Genomic DNA, 18,181 nt, shown 5'->3' on the forward strand with positions numbered 1-18,181 from the left:
GGGGCTGAAGTAGCTAAGACTTGAATAAGGTGCTAAATTAGTTACTATGTATGAACGCAAAAGTCGATTAACCCCACACCAACAAAGCCGGCTGATAGAACATTTTGTAGCAGGTACTACGGCCCGTGCAGCCTCGGAATTGATTGGTGTTCAAGCTAACACCGCTATACGGTTTTTTATGAGACTACGTCAACTCATTGCAAGTAAACTACCCAGTTATGAATTATCTGGGGAAGTGGAAGCCGATGAAAGCTATTTTGGAGGCAAGCGTAAAGGTAAGCGTGGCCGTGGATCTACCGGCAAAGTAGCTGTATTTGGATTACTTAAGCGTGGAGGTAAAGTGTACACGGCTATTATTCCGAATGCTAAAACAGAAACCTTGCTACCAATTATTCAACAGAATGTGCAGCCGGATAGTATTGTTTATACCGATACTTTTCGCTCCTACAATGCCCTGGATATCTCTGAGTTCCACCACATGCGAATTAACCACAGTGAACTCTTTGCAGATCAACTGAATCACATAAATGGAATAGAGAATTTCTGGAATCAAGCCAAGCGTCATATGCGCAAATTTAACGGCATCAAAGCAGATAATTTTTACTGGTTTTTAAAGGAATGTGAGTGGCGCTTCAACGGAGGCAATCATGCAGAGCTCTTAAAGCAATTAAAATCATGGTATAAGCAAACCAAACATTAACCCTTAGCTACTTCAGCCCCTAACAAATTTGTTGAAGAACGCTTGATACCTTTTTATCAAGAAATAGGAAGGGGACAGAGTGAAATAAGGTTTATTGAGAATTAACTAGAAAAAATTATCGATACCGATCAATTTACATCCCAATTGCTAATTACAAACAAAAAATAATGAAGTATAAAGCATCATTTTTAAAATTATTTGTTGTGGTCTTACTACTCACATCATTGGCATGTGATAGAACCAAAAAAAGTGCAAATAACCTCACCACTGCCAATCAGCAGCTGGCGCAGGAAAGAACCCAAACTTTGCAGGCTCTGGAGCAGGAGGTGACAGCGGATGCTGTTCAAAAGCTGGTGGAATTAGGCCTCTGGGAAGATGCAGAGAGATATTTGAATGAGATGGGAGACTCTGATGAGGTAAATCTGGTCAGGGCCGGACTCAACTTTAAGAAACACAGATATGAAAATGCTGAAGCATTAGTGAATGAGGTTCTGGAAGGCAATCCCTCAAACAGAGAAGCTCGTTTATTGAAGGCTGAGCTTGAGATACAGGCCTGGCGACTGGATGAAGCTGAAGCTATTGCAGAGTCTATTTTACGGGAGCATGAATCGGATGCCCAAGCCGGGGTTGTCAAGGGACGTGCAGCCCTGTTAAAGCGAAATTACGAAGACGCATTACAATGGGCTAAAGATGTTCAGGAATGGGATCCTGCTCTGGCTGAGGGGTATTTGCTCGAAGGTGAAGTGTTGTTCTGGGATCAGGATCCGGCTGCCGCTGAGCCTGCCCTGCAAAAAGCATTAGAGGTCAACCCGTTCAATGCGGATGCCCGATTCAGTTATGGATATGCCGTTTGGCGAAGGGTGGATGCCACTCAGCTCGATAATATGGCCGGTCAGTGGAATCTGGCGTTTGACGTGAACCCACTACATTATCTGGCACACTGGCATTTTGGAAATGGTCATACCAATCTGACCTATGCAGATTATGCCCATGAAACCGATGAGGAAGTTCGGGAAAAACTGAAGGAAGCAGATGCGTTACTGGCTGCAGATCGTGTGGATGAAGCGATAGATCTAACGAGGGAAATTGGTGAGGAATATCCGGAATCGGTACTGCCGGAGATGATGAGAGGCTCGTTCTATTATATGTACTACAGCATGGATAGGGCAGAGCGACTCGACTCAGCAGAGGTACATTTCCGTCGGATCCTCGAACAAAAACAGAATTATGGTCCGGCACACAATGCTCTGGCTGCGGTTATCAAACAACGGCAATTTCAGTATCTGGAGGAGTATGACGACCTTGAACTGATCATAGAGAATACTGAGATACCTGAAGAGGGCTCGGTATTTTACGAGGTCTTTAAGGATGCGGAATACTACCCGGGTGACAGGGTGAAAAAGATGATTGCCCAGCAGATCGGACCGAGTAAGGCCTATCTGGAGATGATCCAAAAATTTGATTCGGATTTTGCGATCCCCCCTTTACACATTGACCTGGCTATCGCCATGGATCGAAACTATTTCCGCTATGGTACCACTTTCGATAACCGTCAATGGATGGATATTCGAGGTGTGGGAAGCGGAGCCACCGGGATCGAGTATCTGGAAAGGGGAGCTCATCTTGAAAGGAATGTACTGGCTCATGAGTATGCCCACTTGTATCACGGAAGAATCTTGACCGATGAAGAAGATCGAAAGATACGGGCCTTGTATCATGAGGCAATGGCTAATAATAAAACCCTGGATTATTATGCTTCCAACAACGAGAGTGAATTCTTTGCACAGGGTTATGCCGGGTTTTTGGCAGAAAAAAAGGTTCACCCCCTGAACCATAAATCCATGAATACCAAAGATTATATTCAGGAAAAGGATCCGGATTATTATGCGTTTCTGGAAGAACTTCTGAAAAAACAGGAAGAGTATCTGGCCGGGAATAAGGATGTTCTGGCAGACAACTGGGCACAAACCTATGTTTCGCTGGCGGGCAGGTCATGGAGTGATCTGACTTTGGCAGCCGCCTATCTTGATACCGCTTTGACCTATAGTCCTGATTATGTGCCAGCGATCCTGGAGTATTCACAGGTCAAAGCACGTCAGGGGGAATTTGAGGAAGCCCGGTCATACATCCGTCAGGCTAAGGAGCTGGATAGTAATTATGCTCCAACCTATGTGGATGAGGCTAATATTCTTCATTACGAAGCCCTTAACGGAGAATTGGGATTTGAGGGTGCTCTGAACCGGCAGGAACCGATACTGGCCAAAGCTAAAGAACTTGAAGAGGACCTTTCTGAAGCTGCTCAGCTTAACCGCCTGATGAGGGAGCGGTATCTCGAATATGGGGAAGTGGCCCGGGCCCTGACCACAGCGGAAGATTATGTAGCAGTGGCTCCAACGATCTCCACCTACCTGACCGATCGTAAAGAAGAGGCAGAGACCTTTATGAATGAGCTAAAGAGTCAATTGGGTTATTCCGCAGAAGTGACGCCATTTTTTGAAGGTTTGCTGGCTCAAAATCCACAGAATTTTGAACTTCGGCTTTCAACAGCTGATGTATTGATAAGACAGGGATCGTATGATGAGGCATTGGAGGTTTTGCAGGAAGGACAGCGCATTCTGGAATCAGCCGGCAATTCTGTGGCGGGTTATGCCCTTAGGATCGCTTGGATCCATGCCACTAAGGGAGAGGCAGAAGAAACCAACACTTTGTTAGCAGAGTTTGATCAAAGTCGCCTGGGTTACATGGAAGATCTGTTGCTGGCTGAAGTTCACATCCTGAATTCAGATATGGAAAAAGCCGGTTCGTTACTGGCAGAAGTGGAAACAGAGATACAACTTCCATACCCTCAAGCCGGGCTGTTAGCCGTGAAAGGTAAATTATCGCAAGCTGAAAACGATCCGGAAACCGCTCGTGATCAGTTTGAAGAAGCCCTTGATCTAAATCCCTATCATTTGCAAGCCCGAGTAGATCTGATCCGGCTATTGAGATCAATGGATGAGCAGGCTGAGGCAACAAAAGTAATAGAAGAAGCTGAAGGGTTGGAAGTTCCCTTAGGACCCGATTTTAGTCAGGCACTCAATTAACAGGAGTTAGGATGAAACGCATCAATATCAGTTCCGGAGCGGTGTGGGAAGATAAGGTCGGTTACAGCCGGGCTGTAAGAGTCGGGAATCAGGTATTTGTATCCGGTACCACCGCCGTGGATGAGCAAGGTAATGTGGTCGGTAAAGGTGATCTGTATGCCCAAACGGTTCAGTGCATTAAACATATAGAGAAAGCCCTGACTGAAGCGGGAAGTTCCCTGAAGGATGTAGTACGAACCCGAACCTTTGTAACCAATATTGATGACTGGGAAGCTTTCGGAAGAGCTCATGAAGAATACTTCGGAGACATAAAACCGGCAGCTACGTTGGTGGAGGTCAGTAAGCTGATCTCTCCCGATCTGATCGTTGAAATGGAAGTGGATGCCGTTTTAACAGAACAGGATCAAAACCAGATCTGAGCACTGAAGGAAGGTTGAAACCCAAGATCATACACATCGACAGGCCGGGAGGTTAGTCTTCTCTGATTTTGGGGGACCGAGGTATCGATCACCAGGTTCAGCTCGCGATACCAGGTATTATTTCTGTCAAGGAGGTTAAAAATGGAGGTCTTGAGTTCAAATTCAGTTTCCCCAACCGAACCGGAGTACTCCAGTCCGGCATCCAATCGCTGATAATCGGAGAGACGTTCTTGCTCTTCAACCTGAAGGAAATTGAGTCGGTTTGGAGAGCCGGAAGCATAATTGAAACTCAGGAATGACGTCAGACCGGAAATGAGACTGATCTCAGCTGAACTTGTAAAGGAATGAGTTTGATCCCATTGTGCATAAAATTCCTCTCCATTCAGGATCTCGGGATTGCTGAATGTGGCTTCCGAAAGTGTGTATGAATTAGTCAGGGTAAGTGGCCCCAATCTGTTTCTCAGCATAAACTCAACCCCTTTGGAGGTTCCGTCATTATCGTACAGCCATGGCAGGGCATCAAAACTGTTGGTGAGGGTCTGTGAGTTGATCTCAAACAAACGGGCGTTATCCAGAGATTTGTAATAGCCTTCGACCTGAAATAATGCGTTCGATCCAAACCGAAGGTACATACCGGCGGTGTAATAGTCGGAGGAGGTAGGAGGTTGTTGATCCGTGCTGATCACCCAGATATCGGGACTACTCACATTATAGAACGAAAGACGGTGCATGAACTGATAATTCCGGCTGTATCCCAATCCAAAAGACAGAGTTCGGTCGTTCAGGAATTTCAGCTTTATGCGGGGTGAAAAGTACACTTTGGATACATCGGTATAGTAATGAAAGCGGCTCCCCAGATACAGATCCAACGGATCCCAGGAGGTGTGATCCAGCTGAGCATAGATATCGATCAGGCTCGACTGAAATTCATTCAGAAAACCGGGACGATCAAAGGATTCCTCAAAATACTCTCCGATGAAATATTGATAGGAAGCTCCAAAGGTCCAGAATCCTGATGGCAGGCTCAGGTCAAAGCTTTGGTCAAATTTGATCTCGTTAAAGACACTTTTGTTCTCAAGCGGAAAGGTAAACACCTGAACACCGGTTCCGCCTGAATCTACCCGGTTATACACAAAATCATCCTTTTTGAATTCGGTATTATAAATACTCACCGCAGCTAAAGTCTGACTATAGAACCTTGATGTGATCGGCGATTTGTAAGACACGCTTGAACTGAAATTTCCCCATTTGTTCAGGGTTTCAACATCCTGTTGACTGAAGCGTTCAAGGGGATCATTCGGGTTGAACCGGCGCACCAGCCTTTGGGCATCCTGTGAGACATTATCGGCACCGTAGTAAGCACCAAAGCTCAGCCGGCCACCGTTTTTATTTTCGAAATAGACTTTGCCGTGCAGGTCATAGAACATGGCATCGTAATCACCGGGGGTTACCAGCCGGGATTGCAGGTCGGTAAGATTATCAGTCAACACCTCACTGGGTCGATCCACATTCAAGCCATAGGCGATCAGGTCTTCGTTGCCCAGCCAGTTAACCGTGTTCATGGTCGAGGTTCTCCCCGAAAAGAGAAAACTACTGCGGCCGGAACTAAGTGGTCCTTCAACCGTGGCATTGAAGGCGGTATTGCTCAGTCCCGCAGACCCACTGAAGCTATTCAGGGAGCCGGTTTTTGTGAGCATGGATAGGGTACCTCCGGGAGAAGAAGGCAGCTGAGCGGGTGTCACATCATAGAAAAACCCTGAGGTTTGCAGGGCATTGGGATTAAAACTGTCGAGCAGTCCGAACAGGTGGCTTTGATTATAGATGGTGATCCCATCCAGAAGTATCTGTGTGGCATCAGCGGAACTTCCTCGGACATTGATCCCATTATTGACGGCCGGACCGTTGGTCACCGAAGGCAGTGATTGCAGTGCCCGGGTTGTGTTATTCTCCCCAAAAGGACTGAGCACCCCGGTATTGATAAAGTTTCTGTAAATACTGTCGGAGCTGGAAGGGAAGGTAAAACCTGTGATCACGATATCCTGTCCCTGAACGGCAGTAGGGGTGAGCCGAATGGTGACGTCTTCAAATGAGAATCCCTCACGGAGGTCAAGGGTGAGTTGTTTGGTTTCATATCCCAGATAGGAACTTTGGAGAGTGAAGTCAGGATTTCTGACCGTGGTGTTGATGGTAAAGGCTCCGGATGAGTTACCGGCAACACCATAGGTTTTTTCACTCGTTTTCCATGATAAAGTGGCATAGGGAAGTCGCTCACCGGTTTCAGCATCCACTACCTGACCGCTAATGGACAGCACCGGACTGTCGCTTTCATTTTTACGGTAAAGGACGATCTGTTGCCTTTGTTCATCCGCTTCAATAGCGATCTGATAAAATCTCAGTTCTGTCTCAAGGTCCTGAATAAAGGTTTCTGTAGTCGTTTCGAAGGTCACCCTGATATCTGATATCTGAGATTCTCTATAGAGAAACCGATAATCTGTTTCGTCCTCCAATGTCCGTATCACATCGATCAACGGTTCAGCCTGAAAACTGAACTGAGCAAAGGCCGGTAATGAAACGACGGCAAATACTACCCCTACAAAAAGCGAACGAGTGAAAGTTTTGGCCATTGATTATGAATCCGCGTTAAACTGATAGGTTTTGGTATCAACTTTAGTAAAGCTACCGCCAAGAACGAGCTCAAAATCTCTTAGAACGGCGTCAATATCGCCTAACTCAATAGATCCGCTGAGCGTTTCATTCTTAACGACATCAGGACCCTGAATGCTGATATTATAATGCTGTTCAAGCTCGCTGAAAATATCACCAACCCGGTCGTTATTGAATATAAGTTCGTTATTAAGCCAGTCGGTGTACACCTGCGGATCTTTTTGGGTGACCACAGGAGAAGGCGTATTAAGGTCAATTTTAGAGGACTGCCCCGGTTCTAACTCGATGGCATTGCCTGAATCGAGGGCTTCAAAGCTGATGCGGCCTTCTTCGAGGAATACGCTGGAAGTATTATCCCGTTCACTCAAGATGAATTTAGTCCCCAGAACCTGAACTTTTGATCGTTCGGTTTTTACGGTAAATATTCTTTGCGGATCGGAGGTAACCTCAAAATAAGCCTCACCTTCCAGTTTATAGGCCATCTCATTCTCATTTTCACTGATCATGTAGATCCTCGAGTGTGGGCGAAGACTAACGCTTGATCCGTCACTGAGTGTAACCTGAGAAATGGATGCAAAGCTTTGACCGATCAGGGTAGGCTGAGCTTGATCCTGGATCAGGAAGCTTCCAACTACAGCTGCGATCAGGATAGAAGCCGCAATGGCAAAGCGCCTTATGGCAGGAGTCATTGAAAGGATCCTTCCTTTACTTGACCCGGTTTCGTTGATCTTGCTTTCTATGGAATCCCAGAGATCATCAGAATTCACCATATCCACATCCTTTTCCTCAACGGTTCTCTTGTAATTGAACAGGTCGTTGAGCAACGGATCCTCATCAGAACCTAAAGCCTTGAGATCAGGCAGAGCCTCTCCGATTCTTTTTGCAAGAAGGAGGTCGGGATCATTGGGTGGTAATATGTTGGGGTTGTTTGCCATAGAAGTAACCGGGTAAGGAGTACTTACCCGGTGTTAGTTTATTGATTATCAGGTATTAGTTATCACTGTCGCCGTCATCATCATCATCGTCATCGTCATTATCATCATCGTCGTCATCACTGTCCTCGCCGTCATCATCGTCCTCATACTCAAACTCGATCTCATCGGCTATGAACCGGCTCTGATCTTGTGGACTGATGTAACCTTCCACATCGGCATAGACGGTGGTTCCGGCTTCAAGGGCAGCGGCTACTTCTTCCAGGGTTTCGATGCCATCATCTCCCTCAACTTCGGTACGTCCGGTGATAACTACCAGTATATCGTTGCTGAGCAGAACGGTTCTTTCAACGGTGTCCACTTCGCTGACAATGGCTTCCAGTTCGTCTTCATCGTCGGTGACTATACCGGATTTTAAATTGACCTTGTACAGTTTTGGCAGATCCGCGAACCGAAGCAGGGCCGTACCATCACCATCCATTTCAATGGTTCCCGAAACAGTTTTAGTGGATTCGTCACCGTTGGTATTTTTATACATACTCATTTCATAAGTCAGGGTACCGGTCACACCTTGTTCGAGGGAGCCGTAGAAGGCCACGGTATCCTTATTGATCTGTACATCCAGCAGGTTTATCTCATTGACAAATGAGCGTTCAAAGGTATCACCATTCTTGCGTACTCCATTGATGGAACCGTTGCCGGTGTGTTTGCCATCAAGAGTCAGGATCTCGGTGGCATCACTGACACCACGGATCGCAAGGGTATCGGCACGGCTGAAGTCGGAAGATCTGAAGTTGCTGGTGAGGTCTCCGGTTCTGTTGGCCGTGAACTGAATATTTTCGATCTGATCACTGTTTGCTCTTGGCATAGCAATGAACTGATCATCAATATCCGTGAAAACGTAAGTGAGAAGTGCTGAAATGTTTTTCTCGAAATTCGGTTTTACAACGCTTCTCTCAAAGCTCAGGGTATGAGTACCGGTGGCAGGATCGTATTCATAGTCGAAATTCCGTTCGTTTCCACGGCCGGAGTATTCATCGTCATCATCGTCTTCGTCGTCATTTTTGAAGGCGGTGTTGCCGGTTGAAAATCCATCGCTTGATATTGTTGCGAGGGCATCATTCAAACTGGAAAAAACGCCATCATTATCGTCAGAAAGGGCTTGCCCCATGATCTGGCTGGCGGCTTCCAGCTCTTCCGGTGTCAGTTCATTGTTGTTGAGTTCACTGGATACATCTCCCAGGCTACAGGCTGAGAAGATCACAACTGAAGCAAGAACAAAACCGGTGGCTTTCGTTAAGTTTCTTATGAGTGTTTTCATAGTTAAAAATTGATTGTTGATGTTCATAGGTATTACACATGAACCGATGAAAACCCCTAACCAATGGTATAAAAGTTTTAGATCAATAAAATAATAAAAACCCTGCCATGGTTCAGATGGCAGGGTTTGTTTGGGTAGTGTTATAAGTCAGTCTTCACAGGAATGATTAATCATCGTCATCGTCGTCATCATCATCATCATCATCATCGTCATCGTCATCGTCGTCATCTCCTTCAGCATCGAATGAGTTTTCAATGTTGTCTTCGATGATGTCCCTGTTTGCGGGATCATTTGGATCCAGGGCGTTTCCGCTTGAGTCAACAAACCAAGCTGATGGATCAATGTTAATGGCTACTGAAGGTGAGCCGCTGGTATCGCTGATCTCCAGAGGTGGATTCAGGTCCATTTCGATCTCGAAGTCGGTATCGGTTCTGAACATGAATTCTTCACCGTTATAAATACCTTTGATCACCATAGAGTACCCATCGTCATCACCGTCTTTAATGAAATCCGGGTCGTTAACAGAGTTTCCGTCATCATCATTTTCGATCTCCATCTCAAACTCGTCATAGAGTCCGTTAGGAATATTTTGTGAGGTAAGCTCAATGGCACTTCCATCTAAAGGAAGATTCACGATGAGATCTTCAACCTCAAAGTCAGCAGAGTCATCATTTACGCTTTCGAGTTCAAGTTCTTCAACCAGAAATTTGATCTCTGTTAAAGAATCGAGGCTCACAGCTTTGAATTTTGCTGCGGTTGAGTTGGTGTTGATCTGCATTTTTACGGATACATCTTTGGGTCCGTTGTTATCGGAGCCGGCGATATCACAGCCCGTGGTAATAAATAGAGCAGCAACTAAAAACGTTAGCGGGGTAAACAATCTTGATAAATTCATTGTTTTGTTCCTTGTGTTGTAATTATTTGGTTAAGTAAACAGCTTCCAACTGTCTTGTGTTCACCCTTATTACACACAAAAAGAAGAGTACCCCTAAAAAAATTTATAAATAATCTTTGGCGACCTGAGATAAAGAGGCACGAAGGTCTTTTAAAGCCAGTCCCATGTGGTTTTCAATGGTCTTAACAGACACTTCCAGGGTTTCAGCGGCTTCTTTGTAGGTGAATTCCTGAAGAAAACAGAGCCGGAAAACCTCCTGTCTTTTATCGGGCATGGCAGAGATCGCTTTTTCGATGGCGTTATTTAATTCCCTTCGGTTGAGAACTTCGTCAGCAGAGTTTTGTGATTCAGCTACATCAGGTACTTCCTGATTTTTATCAAATTTGGAATGATCGCGGAAGAGATTCAACATTCTCGTATAAGCGATACGGAATAGATAAGCCCGCAAGGATTTGGTTTCATCAATGCCATCCCGGTTTTCCCAGATGTACACAAAAGCTTTTTGAATGAGGTCTTCAGCAGCTTCTTTTGCTAATCCCTTTTGTTTGAGGTAGCGGAACAGTTCATCATGGTGTTTCTCAAAAAATATCTTAAAAGCTTTTTGATCTCCATTCCTGATCCTCAAATAGAGGCCGTGATCATCTGTATCAGAATCTACGGCTGCTCCTAAAAGCAGTAAAAGTTGTACAAGCGTTAATTCCATTTAATATAAGATGATATCTTTTTTTACCGATATTATAGAAGTAATCCTCAAAAAGAAATCACCATGAAATCGTTCTGGATACTTCTGTTTTTGATTGTCACCGGGCTGCCCCAAGATAACAGTTCAGTGACTGTTTACCGAATCGAAACTGAAACGGGCATTGAGATCTATGTCAGGAATTCCAATCTCTACCCCGTGACCCTGAATTATATGGTGGAGTATGAGAATTTGACTCCCAGCAGGAACCTCCCTTTGGTACAGGTAATTCAGCCCAATACGGATCTCAAATTAATGGAATTTGAGTACTCCAATGTATCGGCCGGATGGGATTACAGCTCACGGTATCGGTATTATATGGGGGATATCAATGTGCAGCACAACGATTCATTTGCCTATCGACTGCCGTTCCCAATTGGGGAAGAGTTTTTACTGACTCAGGGTTTCAACGGCTCCTTCTCGCATCAGGGAGAGCTTCCGCATGCGCTCGACTTTGCCATGCCGGAAGGAACCCCGATCTATGCGGCCCGTAATGGAAAGGTGGTGATGCTTGAAGGAAGCAATTCAAAAGGGGGACCTACCGCCGAGTTTATGGAATATGCCAACTTCATTACCGTGATGCATGATGATGGCACTTTTGCCGATTATTCACATCTTAAATTCCGTGGAGTGAATGTGGAGTTAGGCCAAAATGTGAGGATGGGGCAGCTTATCGGATATTCCGGGGCAACAGGATTTGCAACCGGACCTCATCTGCATTTTGTAGTTAAAAAGGCAAAACGCGGAGGTGGTTTTGTGTCCATACCGGTTCGATTTGCCACCCGAAGAGGCATCATGGAATTGCAGGCAGGGAAATCGTATGTCGGATATTGAGCCAAAAAAAACGCCAATAACTCAATTGAATCATCGGCGTTTCAGGCTTGGTCTGAAAAAGGATCTTAAATATTAATTTCCCTCTTCAAAATATTCGTTTACAAGAACCGGGTTACCAAATCCAAGTTGCTGCAGGCGATCCATTTGGGTTTTGGCATCACCCACCACCAGCCAGATCATCTTGTTGGGATCGGCATATTCCCTTGCCAGTGACTGAATTTCTTCTTTAGTGATATTCTGCACCGTTTCCTGACGCTGCCTTACATAATCGGGTGCCCATCCATACGAACTGATATTAGACAGCATGTTTAGTTTTGAGCCGGAAGTCTCAAACTGACGCGCTGAACTCTTGATGAGATAGCTTTTGGTATTTTCAAGGTCTTCATCAGTGAACGTATCCGGATACTGTTCGAGGATCTCTTTCACCAAGGCCGCAGATTCGTAGGTCACGTTGGTTCGGACACCGCTTGAAATGCTGAATGGACCGGCTATATCGGTTCCTGAGAATCCGGACCGGATACCATAGGTATATCCCTTGCCTTCGCGCAGTTCCTGGGTGAGCCTGGAAGCAAATCCCCCGCCACCAAGTTTGTAGTTCATGATATTGGCTTTGTAGAAATCAGGATCGGTTTCGGGCATTGCCAGATAGCCGAAACGAAGTACTGATTGCTTAGCATCAGGAACATCGTAGAAATAAACCGTGGAGTTTTCCGGCGCCTCCGGGAGATCGAATTCCGGGATCTCTACCGGTGTGTTTTCCCACTGCTCTTCAATGGATGAAAGTGAGGCTACCACCTTATCTTTACTGATAGCCCCTACAATGTGCATATCGGCCACAGAAGGGGAGAAGTAATTCCGGTAGTACTGCTTGAGGTCCTCAAGAGTGATGGCCTCTACCGTATTTGTGGTCCCAACCGGATTGTAGGAGAGAATATGGTCTTCTCCGTACAGCAGCTTATTGAAAGTGTTAGAGGCGATGCTGTTAGGATTGGCACTTTGCTGTGCGATCTGACTTAAAGTACTTTGTTTAGCCAGCTCAAATTCGCGCTCATCCCAGCGAGGCTGAAGCATGATCTCTTCAACAAGACTCATGGTTTCCTCGTAGTTACGAGCCAGCGAGTTACCGCGGATCGTTACCGACTGCCTGCCTGCATACACGTTGATACTTGCCCCAAGCAGGTCGATCGCCTCTTCCAGTTCTTCAGGTGTTTTGTTGGCGGTACCTTTGGTCATCAGATCTGCCATCAGGTTTGAGACGCCAACTCTGTCCTGATCTTCCAGCATCAAACCTCCTTTCAGAGTGATCTCGAATTCTACCAAAGGTAGTTCGTAATTTTCGATACCATAGATCTCAAGTCCGTTACTCAAGCTTGCTTCCCAGACCTCCGGAATGGCCGGAGCAGGGGTTTCACCATAAGGAGGCTCAATTGAACGATCAAAGCTTGAAGGAGTGCGTTCGTATTCAGTTTCTTCAGGTAATTCAAATTGCTCCCCGCGACCTTCAGCTACGATCTGTTCTTCCTGAACTTCAGCTTCTTTTGAGCCATCCAGGATAAGATCAGTCTGTCCCTGTGGAACAAAGCTTGTAGCTACAAACGGCTGTTCTTTGAGGTATTTTTCGTACACCCGCATCACGTCTTCTTTGGTAACGGCCAGGGTCTTCTGGATGTCTTCATTGATGTAACCGGGATCACCGGCAAAAATATTGTATTGAGCCAGTTGAAAGGCTTTCCCAAGTACACTTGATAATCCGTTGTAGAAATTGGTTTCAATACCTGCCTTGATGCGGTTGAGATCATCATCGGTAAAACCTTCTTCCTCAAATCGGGTAAAGGCTTCATTTACGGCCGCTTCAACCTCATTCAGGTCGGTTCCGGGGTAGGCTCTTGTGATGAGTGAGATCTCACCGGCAATTTCGGAATTTCCGTTGCGCATGAACACGTTCGAAGTGAGTTCTTCCTCCTCAACCAGCACTTTGTAAAATGGGGCCTTCTTACCATCTGAAAGCAGTTGAGTCAGAATATCGAGGGCATAGGCATCATCGTGATACAGATCAACCCCCGGCCACACCATACGAAGTTCCGGCAAGCGAGCGAAGTTATCCTCGTAGTATAATTTTTTGGTTTCATCCAGAGAAGCGGGTTGATCGGCTAAAGGCTCAATTTCTTCTCCGCGTGGTATCTCATCAAAATATTTGTGGATCCATTCTTTGGCTTGTGCGGTGTCAAAGTCCCCGGCAATGACAAGCGTGGCATTATTCGGGACGTACCATTTGTTATAGAAATCCTTCACGTCCTGAAGGGTGGCGTTCTGAAGATCTTCGAGTGAACCGATGACCTGCCAGCTGTAGGGATGTCCTTCAGGATACAGATTTTTATCCACTACATACCCTGCATGTCCGTAAGGCTGATTGTCCACGCCCTGCCGTTTCTCATTTTTTACCACTTGCTTTTCCTTGGCGAGAACAGCTTCCGTCACGGTGTTGATGAAGTAGCCAAGTTTATCTGCTTCGGCCCAGATCATTTTTTCGAGGGCATCTTTAGGAACGGTTTGGAAGTAGTTTGTGCGATCCCGGCTCGTGGACCCATTGGCTCCGGATCCTCCGATACGAGAACTCATTTCATCGAGCCCACCCTTACCAAGGTTTTCTGATTCCAGAAAGAGCAGATGCTCAAAAAGGTGAGCAAATCCGGTTCGTCCTTCCAATTCCCGTGAGGATCCAACATGAAAGGTAAGAGCAACAGCGGTAACGGGATCAGAGTCATCTTTGTGAAATATGACCTCAAGTCCGTTATCCAGAGTGAATTTCTCGTAATCCACTGAAAACTCTGTTTGTTGTTGAGTGCAGGAAGTGAATACAAATATCCCAACGATCAAAAAAGTCAGGAGCGATAAAATGCGTGATTTCATAATATGATTTGGCGGTTATGATTTTGTGAAATATAACAGGCGGGAGCGTACGGGTTTGTAAATGTTTTGTTTCTGTGACCCTAACCCTGTCCCTTTTCCTCCGGCACGTCGTTAATACTTGATTGCCCATGGCCAGGCCGCAAGGAAAGGGAACGCCTTGGTGAAAAAGTTAATCAGATATTACTATTGTTAGTTAAAATAGGATGGTAATGCAAAGGCTGTTTTAACGAACTTTAGGTCGGAATCTAATGAATGAGCTCATCAACGCGTCTCCTTCCTTGCGAAGCGTCAGCGCCACGGAGGGAAGGAACAAGGATGGGTCCCGGTGGGCGAGCTTGAAGTTTATCCCAAAAAGAAGCTAATTCAGCTATGAACCTGTCTTGGAAAACCATAACAGAAATTGCCAGGGAGCTAAGAAATAACCCAACCCCTTCCGAAAAGCATCTTTGGAAATATCTAAGAAAACGTCAGTTTAACGGGTACAAGTTTCTTCGTCAAAAACCTTTTATCTATGAAGTCCGCAATGGGCGTAAATATTTTTTCATCGCTGATTTCTACTGTGCAGAGCTAAGATTAGTGATAGAATTAGATGGAAAAATACATGACATTCATAAAGAATATGATTTCCAAAGGGATCTTGTGTTGAAGGGATTGGGATTGAAAGTGCTTAGGATCAGGAATGAAGAGCTGCGTGATTTGGATAAGGTGTTGGAGAGAATTAGAGAGTTTATTCACATTAAAGGTGGGGACCCTAACCCTGTCCCTTTCCCTCCGGCACGTCGTTAATATTTGATTGCCCATGGCTTAGCCGCAAGGAAAGGGGACGCCTTGGTGGATTATGGGTGGAGAGTACATATGGATAGAATTTTTGTAACAGAGTTGATGTCTGAAGCTTTCAAAAGTGCTCATCAACGCGTCTCCTTCCTTGCGAAGCGTCAGCGCCACGGAGGGAAGGAACAAGGATGGGTCCCCTTGGAATGCTACCCACCAGGCACCAGCTGCATGGTTCTTACATCAGATCCTTCAAATAGAGCGGTGGAGTCCTGATAAAGCCATCGGTATTCTCCGTTCAGCCAGCGGTCGGTCTGGTCTCCGAAGTGTCTGGATAACGGGTTTCCCGACTGACCTGTGGGCAGTACGCTTTTACTCCGGCTCATATCAGATAGATCAGAAATTCGACGAATAGAGGCTCCGAGGATCATTTCAAACGGCTGATCCCAGCGATACTGACCGTTGTTGACGCTCATGCCGTGACTTTCCACTTCGTAAGGACCTTTGCTCAAAACATTATTTACGATCATCTTCAGGGTGGAAGGAGCATTGGGAGCTTCGGAGGCCTGGGCAAAGAACGGTGGTTTGAATGTGATGGTATGCAGTTGCTCCCATCGCCATTCATACGGCTCACTGCCAAGGGAATCACTCAGAAATAGAATTGCATCCTGCATGCTTTTGATGACCATATCTTCACGGGTCTCGATCTTTTCCGTCGCCTTATCATCAAAAAGAGTACTCTCTGAATCAATGAGTGAGGTCATGGTACGAACCGGGATGTTCTCGTGATGCGTAAAGTTTTCGTAGGCGATCTCACTAAGATCATCCTTCAGGGAATTTTCAGTGAAATTGAGGAAGAAAGTATCAAATATGGATGCCGCTGTGGAACTCAGGCTGTATTCAAAATTCCAGTTTTCCAGATAAGAAATAGGCAGATCGAAATTATAGGCATCCTGATCGCGAAGGATCTCCAGAATGATCGGTGTTAATTTGGCCGCGAAATTTGAATACGAATCGTTCTGAAGAGATTCAAAATCCCGGTACGAAAAGTTCTCGTTATTCAGAAGGATCTGTTCGATGCGTTCGATACGGCTCGGTGGTTCCCAGAAGGTAGCGATGTAATAAGGATACCCGCCCGTAGTAAGTTTATTATTAGCATTGGCTATCCAGCCGTCTTCCGGATTAATTACACGCGGCAATTCGTCAAAAGGAATGAATCCCTGCCAGTTCTGATCGGGATCCCAGCCGGCACGCAGGGTAATGGGATCTCCGGTTCGGATGGGTAATTTGGCCACCGAATACATGGCAATATTTCCTTCCACATCACCATACATGAAATTCAAGCCGGGCACACCAAAGGAGGGAAGGGCATCCTTGAAATCCTGAAAATTTTCGGCCCAGTTTATGTTATACAAGGATTTCATTTCGTTGGTAAGCTCAAACCCGGTCCATTGCATGGAAATGAGTTTATCGCCAGTGAGTTCAGGCACCGGATAAATATCAGAGATCACCGGACCGTGTTGTGTGTACCGGATCTCAATAGAGCGGTCGTCACCATCCTTTACTTTGATGATCTCACGTACTTTCTCAAACGATTCGAACGCGATCTCGCCATTGGAAAGGGAATCAACCACGTATCGTCCACGATCTTCAGGATCCTGCTGTTCCAGGAAAAAGTCGGTATCATCACTCATGATACTCGTAAAGCTCCAGGCCATGTGATCATTTTGCCCAATAATGACAGCCGGTACACCTGCCAGCGTGGCCCCGGAAACATTTCTCCCGTTCAGGTTCAGGTGAACTTCATACCACTTGCCGGGCATATCCAGACCCAGGTGAGGGTCACCGGCCAGCAGGGGATAACCCGATTCGGTTAAAGAGCCATCCACCACCCAGGCATTACTTCCAACGTGAGTTCCTTCCATTTCAAGCAGTTCCCGCTTATGGATCTCCTGTTTCAGCATGGGCATCAGGGCAGAAGAGAAACCCATGGATTCTTCATCATCCAGAGAGGTAGGAGCCGAATTCGGGTATTGCAGCTGAAGCTGATCGAATTGTTGTGGCGGCAAATTTTCTTTGAGGTACTGATACGTAACTTCACTCCACCAGCTCATATTCAGCTCCCAGCCCATCAGCCGACTCACGGCAAGGGACCGAACGGGGGTCCACTCAAGAGGTTCAATACCTGCTAATGAAAACTCGACCGGTAATCGATTGGAATTATTATCGATGAAAGCATTGACCCCATTCGAATAAGCGTTCAAAACTCGTCTTTCATCCTGACCGAGTGTATCCACCAGTTGCTGTGCGATCTTCCAGAAACCCAGTGTCCGTTGATAGGTATCCAGTTTGATCAGTTCCTCATCATTACCAAAAAATTCAGCAAATCGACCTTCTGCCATGATCTGTGTGAGCGTCATTTGCCAGAGGCGATCCTGTGCGTGCACATACCCGAGGGCATAATAAAGATCCGACTCATTTTGCGCATAGATATGCGGCACGCCGGAATCATCCCAGTGAATATCCACGGTTTCACTCAAACCATTCAGGGTGATGGTATCCTCATAATCGGGCAGAGGTTTGTAGAAGGTCCAGTAAAAAGCGATACCGGCAAATCCGATGAATAGGATCAGGAAAAAGATCAGCAATTTGACAATGGTATTCATAGGGCGAATGAATGATAGATTGAGTTCAGTAGAAATTAAACATTCTGAAGGGTTTATAAATGAATTATTTGCAGGGGATATGAGGTATGGTATGAAATGAATAGAATACTGTTAAACTCTCTACAGAGCCTGTCATCTCGAGTGAAAAGCAACGAGCGCATGCGAGAGAAATGCAGCCGAGAGATCTCCGGGGTTGAAAAGGCATTGGTAGTTTTGGCAAGCCCCGTGGATTTCTCCGCTCCATTCG

General features: G+C 45.9%; 12 protein-coding genes. 5 read left to right on the top strand and 7 right to left on the bottom strand.

The genetic code is table 11. From position 1 onward, the window contains the following. Nucleotides 1-46: 46 nt before the first annotated feature. The 3 genes from C3B73_RS02240 (at nucleotide 47) to C3B73_RS02250 (ending at nucleotide 4,202) form a co-directional block, all read left to right on the top strand. A complete protein-coding gene (locus tag C3B73_RS02240; protein WP_103663931.1) occupies nucleotides 47-700 on the top strand; it encodes an IS1595 family transposase in 654 nt (217 codons plus the stop codon). 167 nt (nucleotides 701-867) lie between these two features. Continuing rightward, a complete protein-coding gene (locus C3B73_RS02245; RefSeq protein ID WP_103664013.1) occupies nucleotides 868-3,783 on the top strand; it encodes a tetratricopeptide repeat protein in 2,916 nt (971 codons plus the stop codon). A gap of 11 nt (nucleotides 3,784-3,794) precedes the next feature. Beyond that, nucleotides 3,795-4,202, top strand: a complete 408-nt coding sequence (locus C3B73_RS02250; RefSeq protein ID WP_103664014.1) for a RidA family protein — start codon at nucleotides 3,795-3,797, stop codon at nucleotides 4,200-4,202. On the opposite strand, the gene C3B73_RS02255 is transcribed toward C3B73_RS02250, so the two are convergent. The 5 genes from C3B73_RS02255 to C3B73_RS02275 all read right to left on the bottom strand — a co-directional run bounded on the left by C3B73_RS02255 (nucleotide 4,187) and on the right by C3B73_RS02275 (nucleotide 10,717). Further along, nucleotides 4,187-6,826, bottom strand: coding sequence for a TonB-dependent receptor (locus C3B73_RS02255; protein ID WP_103664015.1), 2,640 nt, complete (start codon nucleotides 6,824-6,826; stop codon nucleotides 4,187-4,189). The genes C3B73_RS02250 and C3B73_RS02255 overlap by 16 nt on opposite strands. Before the next feature lie 3 nt (nucleotides 6,827-6,829). Then, the gene (locus tag C3B73_RS02260; protein ID WP_103664016.1) at nucleotides 6,830-7,801 is read right to left on the bottom strand and encodes a FecR family protein; all 972 of its coding nucleotides are present in this window, start codon (nucleotides 7,799-7,801) and stop codon (nucleotides 6,830-6,832) included. Nucleotides 7,802-7,856: 55 nt separating this feature from the next. Next, a complete protein-coding gene (locus tag C3B73_RS02265) occupies nucleotides 7,857-9,119 on the bottom strand; it encodes a hypothetical protein (RefSeq protein WP_103664017.1) in 1,263 nt (420 codons plus the stop codon). Between the two features lie 166 nt (nucleotides 9,120-9,285). Beyond that, a complete protein-coding gene (locus C3B73_RS02270; RefSeq protein WP_103664018.1) occupies nucleotides 9,286-10,014 on the bottom strand; it encodes a hypothetical protein in 729 nt (242 codons plus the stop codon). Between the two features lie 103 nt (nucleotides 10,015-10,117). Further along, the gene (locus tag C3B73_RS02275; RefSeq protein WP_103664019.1) at nucleotides 10,118-10,717 is read right to left on the bottom strand and encodes an RNA polymerase sigma factor; all 600 of its coding nucleotides are present in this window, start codon (nucleotides 10,715-10,717) and stop codon (nucleotides 10,118-10,120) included. 63 nt (nucleotides 10,718-10,780) lie between these two features. Between C3B73_RS02275 and C3B73_RS02280 the strand changes: the two genes are divergently transcribed. After that, nucleotides 10,781-11,587: a M23 family metallopeptidase gene (locus C3B73_RS02280; RefSeq protein WP_103664020.1), complete on the top strand. Its 807-nt coding sequence runs from the start codon at nucleotides 10,781-10,783 to the stop codon at nucleotides 11,585-11,587. A gap of 72 nt (nucleotides 11,588-11,659) precedes the next feature. Here C3B73_RS02280 and C3B73_RS02285 read toward each other — a convergent pair whose 3' ends face one another. Next, entirely contained in the window at nucleotides 11,660-14,497 is a 2,838-nt protein-coding gene (locus tag C3B73_RS02285) for a M16 family metallopeptidase (RefSeq protein ID WP_103664021.1), read from the bottom strand. A gap of 369 nt (nucleotides 14,498-14,866) precedes the next feature. On the opposite strand from C3B73_RS02285, the gene C3B73_RS02290 reads away from it, so the two are divergent. After that, nucleotides 14,867-15,283 carry an endonuclease domain-containing protein gene (locus tag C3B73_RS02290; protein WP_198597256.1) on the top strand — a complete coding sequence of 139 codons (417 nt, stop codon included), beginning with the start codon at nucleotides 14,867-14,869 and terminating at the stop codon, nucleotides 15,281-15,283. A gap of 194 nt (nucleotides 15,284-15,477) precedes the next feature. Here the strand turns inward: C3B73_RS02290 and C3B73_RS02295 are convergent, their stop codons facing one another. After that, entirely contained in the window at nucleotides 15,478-17,934 is a 2,457-nt protein-coding gene (locus tag C3B73_RS02295; RefSeq protein WP_103664022.1) for a penicillin acylase family protein, read from the bottom strand. Nucleotides 17,935-18,181 lie beyond the last annotated feature (247 nt).

Source organism: Gracilimonas amylolytica (assembly GCF_002911695.1).
GTDB classification, from domain to species: domain Bacteria; phylum Bacteroidota; class Rhodothermia; order Balneolales; family Balneolaceae; genus Gracilimonas; species Gracilimonas amylolytica.